Below are 5,136 nucleotides of genomic sequence, written 5' to 3'. Positions count from 1 at the left end.
GTCCGTACGTTCCGCTGCCTACGCCGCCTTCGCCTTGCTCGCGTACATGTCCACGTACTCCTGGCCGGACAGCCGCATGACCTCGGTCATCACGGAGTCGGTCACCGCCCGCAGGACGTAGCGGTCGCGGTCCATGCCCTCGTAGCGGGAGAACTCCATCGCCTCGCCGAAGCGCACCGTGACCCTGCCCGGCCGGGGCAGGCCGGCGCCGCCCGGCTGGAGCTTGTCGGTGCCGATCACGGCGAACGGCACGACGGGAGCGCCGGTCATCAGGGTGAGCCGGGCGATGCCGGTACGGCCGCGGTAGAGGCGGCCGTCGGGGGAGCGGGTGCCCTCCGGGTAGATGGCGAAGACCTTGCCCTCGTCCAGCACGCGGCGGCCGGTCATCAGTGCCGCGACCCCGCCCCGGCCGCCGTCCCGGTCGACCGGGATCATGCCGACGCCGGTGAAGAACCAGGCCATCAGCCGGCCCTTGAGACCCTTGCCGGTGACGTACTCGTCCTTGCCGATGAAGAAGACCTGCCGGTCGCACTTCAGCGGCATGATCACCGAGTCGATGAAGGTGAGGTGGTTGCCGGCCAGGATCACCGGACCGTCGCCCGGGATGTTCTCCACGCCCTCCACCCGTGGGCGGAACATCAGGCGCATGATCGGGCCGAGCACTGCCTTGATGAGCGCGAAGCGGGACAACGGGTCCTCCGGTGTCGGGGATGCGGTATGAGTCTGTGCAGGTGAGGACATTACTCGCGGCCAAGGGGGTCACGCACGTCGGGTCGTCCGGGTCTTACCCGGTGTTGACGTGTGTTCACCTGCGGTGCAGGGTGTTGTGGGGCCGTGACGCCCACAAGAGGATGTGAGGCAGGTCGCGTCCGCAGGGGAAGGGACCGCGTGCCGATGCTCGCCGCACTCGCCGTGCTCTGTGTCGTCATGGCCGCCGCCGTCACCGTCCTGGTCCGCAGGGACCGGCGTCGCTGGCCCGGGGGTCCGGACACCGCACGGATCGAAGCACGGGCGACGAGCGGACTGCGCGAGGCGCGCCGCTGGAGCCGTGCCGCCGACCCCTTCTCCGTGGCCACGGGGCTCGTCCGGCACCGCCACGACGAGCGCGGCCACTGACCGCGTACCCCACCCGGCCGCCGCGAAGCCGACGGCGTGTCAGACATCCTGTCCCGCCCTCCCCACCGACCCCGCCACGCCCATACGACATCCCCGGGCACCCGCGTGTTCCGGTCGCGGTCTCCCGCTCGTCATGTACGCGCCCCTACGATCGGCCCGCACTGACGGTCAACGGCAGGAGGGCCCTGATGGGAACGCAGGAGTCGGACGAGCAGGCGGGCGGCACCGGACGGCGGGCGCTCCTCGGAGCGGCGGTGCTCGGAGCGGGCGGAGCCGTACTCGGTCCGTCCGGCACGGCGAGAGCCGCCGACACCCGGCACGGCGGCGGACACGGCGGAAACGGCGGTCACGGCGGTGGGGTGAAGAGCCTGCCCGTCCCGACGGTCATCGGACACCGCGGCGCCAGCGGCCACCGCCCCGAGCACACCTTCGGCGCCTACGAGCTGGCCCTCGACATGGGCGCCGACATCGTCGAGGCGGGCGACCTGGTACCCACCAAGGACGGACACCTCGTCTGCCGGCACGAGCCGGAGATCGGCGGCACCACCGACGTCGCCGACCACCCCGGGTTCGCCGACCGCAGGCGCACCAAGCAGCTCGACGGCTCCCCGGTCACCGGCTGGTTCACCGAGGACTTCACGCTCGCCGAGCTCAAGACGCTCCGCGCCACCGAGCGCATCCCGGCCAACCGCCCGCACAACACCCTCTACGACGGCCGCTGGGAGATCCCCACCTTCGAGGAGGTGCTGCGCTGGCAGAACGAGCAGACGCGCAGGCGCGGCAAGCAGGTCTGGATCTACCCCGAGCTCAAGCACCCCACCTACTTCCGCAAGCTGGGCCTGGGTACGGAGGAGCGTCTGGCGCGGTTGCTGCGCAAGTACGGCAAGGACCGGAAGAACTCGCCCGTCATCATCCAGTCCTTCGAACCCACCAGCATCCAGCGCATGAACCGGCTCGTCGGCAACCCCCTCGCCGTCCTGCTGTCCGGCGCGAAGAGCCGCCCCTGGGACTTCGTCGAGACCGGTGACCCGCGCACCACGGCCGACCTCGTCACGCCGAAGGGCCTGAAGGAGATCGCCTCCTACGCGCAGGGCATCGGCCCGACCCTGGACCTGATCATCCCGAAGGACTCCGCCGGCCGGCTCACCGAGCCGACCACGCTGGTACGCGACGCGCACCGCGCGGGCCTGATCCTGCACCCCTACACCATGCGCAACGAGAACCCCTTCCTCCCCGCCGACTTCCGCAAGGGCAGCGACCCGGACGCCTACGGCGACGCCTTCCGCGCGTTCCGGACGTACTTCGCCACCGGCATCGACGGGATCTTCACCGACCACCCGGACACGGGTGTGCTGGCCCGCGAGGACTTCGTCAACAAGTGAGGGACCGCCCCCGGTTGGGGTGAACCTCCGGCCGCCCGGGCAACCACGGCCCGGGCGGCCGCGTCGACCTGCATATGACGCACGACCTGGTCACCTCCCTGCGCCCCCTGCTCACCGCCGAGGTCTCCGCCGAGGCATATGCGTCCGGAGCCGAACCCGGCGACCTCGAACAGGCGGTCTGGCTGCGTCTTCTGGAACGCCTGGAGGTCGACGGTCCGCCCCGCGACCCCCGCCGCTGGCTGCGCAGCGCCGTCCGTATCGAGGCCCGCCGCACCCGCCGTACGAGCCGCAACGAGCGGCCGTACGAGACCGAACCCGCCGACGCCGCCGAGCAGGAACCCGAGCAGCTCGCGCTCACCGCGGCCCGGCACCGCGCTCTGCGCGACGCCGTGCGCCGGCTGCCCGGCCGTTGCCCCCGGCTGATCGAGGCCCTGCTGTCGCCGAAGGACCTCACATACCGGGAGATCGCGGGGGAGTTGGGTATCTCACAGGGCAGTCTTGGTCCGGAACGTTCCCGATGTCTGGGATGTCTGCGTCGATTGTTGACGCCGGAGGTTGCGGCCGGCTGAGGACGGGGATAGGAGTGGGGGACCACAGGTGATCAGGTGAGCGGGAGGCATGCGCACATGGGCATGAGCGTGACCATCTCGGCGGCGTCCGAGCAGGACGCCGAGCAGATCTTCCGGCTGCAGTACCTCTGCTTCCAGAGCGAGGCGGCGCTGTACGGCAACTACCGCATCGACCCGCTCGTCCAGACCCTCGACTCCGTGCGCGAGGAGGTCGCCGACGACTGCGTCTTCGTGGCACGGCTCGGTGACGAGGTCGTCGGCTCGGTGCGCGGCCGGGCGAGCGAGGACGGGGCCGCGTCCATCGGCAAGCTGTGCGTACATCCCCGGCTCCAGGGGCACGGGATCGGCGCCCGTCTGCTGCGGGCCGCCGAGTCCGCCCTCGCCGAGGAGCGCGGCGCCAAGCGCTTCCGTCTGCACACCGGGCACCGCAGCGAGAGCAACCTGCGGCTCTACCGGCGGGTCGGCTACGAGAGGGTGGGCACCGCAAGGGGCGCGGACGGCGTGGCCATGATCGTCCTGGAGAAGCCGGCCGGGGCCTACGCGACCACGGCCTGAGACGCCGACGAGACCGGGCCCGCCACTGCTCGCGGTGCGACAGCGGGACCGGCCCCGGGTCCGACCCCGGGGCCGCCGTCGCTACGTGGCGCGGGCCCGGCGCAGCCAGTACAGGGCCGACAGCGGCAGTAGCACGGGAATGAAGAGGTACCCCATCCCGAAGTCCGACCACACGGTCGTGTCGGGGAAGGCGGACGGTTCCAGCAGGGTCCAGGTGCCGACCGTCAGGACGCCGACGAGCTCGGCGGCGCAGCACACGAGTGCCGCCCTGCGGGCCGTCTCGCCGCCGCGCACCAGGGTGTACGTGATGAAGCCGTAGACGACGCCCGCGACGGCCGACAGGGTGTAGGGGAGCGGTGCCCGGTCGAACTCGGTCGCGATCTGGTACGCGGACCGGGACACGGCGCCGACGACCATCACCCCGTACAGCCACACCAGCAGGATGCCCGGCCCGCCGATCAGCCGATGCCGGGGCGGCTTCTCCTCCGCGGCCACCATCTCAGCCTCCCCAGATGTCGTACAGCCGCACCTCGAGGACGGCGAGGACGACACCGCCGGCGGCGACCGTCACCGAGCCCCAGCGGGTGCGCTCGGCCAGCGACATGAACCCCGCCGCCGGGACGCAGGCGAAGGCGCCCAGGAGGTACGACACGAAGATCGTCGTGCCTTGCGCCGGCTCCTCGCCGCGCGCCAGCTGCACGATCCCGACCACCAGCTGGATCAGCGCCAGCACCGAGACCACGGCCATGCCGATGAAGTGCCAGTCCTTCGTCGGCTGGTCACGGTAGGCCGCCCAGCCGCACCAGGCAGCGAGCAGCAGCGCGGCGACGCCGGTCACCAGCGTCAGGACGTCAAGCATGGCAGCGACCCTATTACGCCCCAAAAGCCCCGCCGCCCCCGGCCCCGCTTCCGGCCCCGCCCCTGGCTCGTCCGTCGGCCGCCGCTCGATACCGACCTGATCCGCCGGACAGGCCCTCATGCGCCCGTGCCCGTGCCCGTGCCCGTGCCCGCGCCCGTGCCCGCGCCCGCGTCCTCGGCGTCGACCCGGCCGCCTGCGTCATCTTCGAGAACGCCCCCGCCGGGCCAGGCCGGCCGTGCCGCCGGCCTGGCCACCGTGGCGTTGGCCACAACCCACCGGGCCGACGAACTCGACGCCGACCTGGTGGTCACCGACCTGTCGGCCCTGGTCACCGACGCCGGAGTCGAGATCTCCGTCCGGGGCTGATCAGCGCCCCGCGACCGTCCACCGACCGGCCACCGTCCATGACTGTCCAGCATCCGGACGGCGGTGTCCGATCAGGAGTACATGTCTGCTTTACTGATCGCATGAGCACGACGAGCGACCGCACCCCTGCGACCGAGGCGACGATGACGCCCGGTGCTCGTTGTATGTGTCGAATGTGCGCCTTCTAGAGGGCCCCCGCACCACCTGAGCCTCGCGCCCCGAAGCGAGCGCCCGCTCATGCACGCCCCCGCGCCCCGCGCACGCGGCTGAGTCATGCCCCGCGCACACG

Annotated in this window: 7 protein-coding genes and 1 pseudogene; 5 read left to right on the top strand and 3 right to left on the bottom strand. The window is 71.7% G+C overall.

The window, feature by feature from the left end; translation table 11 throughout:
• Positions 1-18: 18 nt before the first annotated feature.
• Positions 19-690 (bottom strand): lysophospholipid acyltransferase family protein, encoded by a 672-nt coding sequence (locus ABEA26_RS06035; protein WP_345589911.1) that lies wholly within the window; start codon positions 688-690, stop codon positions 19-21.
• 198 nt (positions 691-888) lie between these two features.
• Here ABEA26_RS06035 and ABEA26_RS06030 point away from each other — a divergent pair, with 198 nt between their 5' ends.
• The 4 genes from ABEA26_RS06030 to ABEA26_RS06015 all read left to right on the top strand — a co-directional run bounded on the left by ABEA26_RS06030 (position 889) and on the right by ABEA26_RS06015 (position 3,622).
• Complete coding sequence (locus tag ABEA26_RS06030) at positions 889-1,116, top strand: hypothetical protein (RefSeq protein WP_345589909.1); 228 nt, start codon at positions 889-891, stop codon at positions 1,114-1,116.
• Between the two features lie 188 nt (positions 1,117-1,304).
• Positions 1,305-2,498, top strand: coding sequence for a glycerophosphodiester phosphodiesterase (locus ABEA26_RS06025; RefSeq protein ID WP_345589907.1), 1,194 nt, complete (start codon positions 1,305-1,307; stop codon positions 2,496-2,498).
• A gap of 74 nt (positions 2,499-2,572) precedes the next feature.
• Complete coding sequence (locus tag ABEA26_RS06020; RefSeq protein ID WP_345589905.1) at positions 2,573-3,067, top strand: RNA polymerase sigma factor; 495 nt, start codon at positions 2,573-2,575, stop codon at positions 3,065-3,067.
• A 57-nt stretch (positions 3,068-3,124) separates the two neighbouring features.
• The gene (locus ABEA26_RS06015; RefSeq protein ID WP_345590012.1) at positions 3,125-3,622 is read left to right on the top strand and encodes a GNAT family N-acetyltransferase; all 498 of its coding nucleotides are present in this window, start codon (positions 3,125-3,127) and stop codon (positions 3,620-3,622) included.
• Positions 3,623-3,703: 81 nt separating this feature from the next.
• On the opposite strand, the gene ABEA26_RS06010 is transcribed toward ABEA26_RS06015, so the two are convergent.
• Together ABEA26_RS06010 and ABEA26_RS06005 are read right to left on the bottom strand one after the other, a co-directional pair.
• On the bottom strand, positions 3,704-4,120 hold the full coding sequence (locus ABEA26_RS06010; RefSeq protein ID WP_345589904.1) for a hypothetical protein: 417 nt from the start codon (positions 4,118-4,120) through the stop codon (positions 3,704-3,706).
• A 1-nt stretch (position 4,121) separates the two neighbouring features.
• A complete protein-coding gene (locus tag ABEA26_RS06005) occupies positions 4,122-4,481 on the bottom strand; it encodes a hypothetical protein (protein WP_345589902.1) in 360 nt (119 codons plus the stop codon).
• 164 nt (positions 4,482-4,645) lie between these two features.
• Here ABEA26_RS06005 and ABEA26_RS06000 point away from each other — a divergent pair.
• Positions 4,646-4,847 (top strand): annotated as a pseudogene (locus ABEA26_RS06000) (HAD family hydrolase); the annotation flags it as partial.
• Between the last annotated feature and the right edge of the window lie 289 nt (positions 4,848-5,136).

Origin of the sequence: Streptomyces marokkonensis (assembly GCF_039539045.1) — a bacterium.
Taxonomy (GTDB): Bacteria; Actinomycetota; Actinomycetes; order Streptomycetales; family Streptomycetaceae; genus Streptomyces; species Streptomyces marokkonensis.
This window is presented reverse-complemented; position numbering and strand designations above follow the sequence as displayed.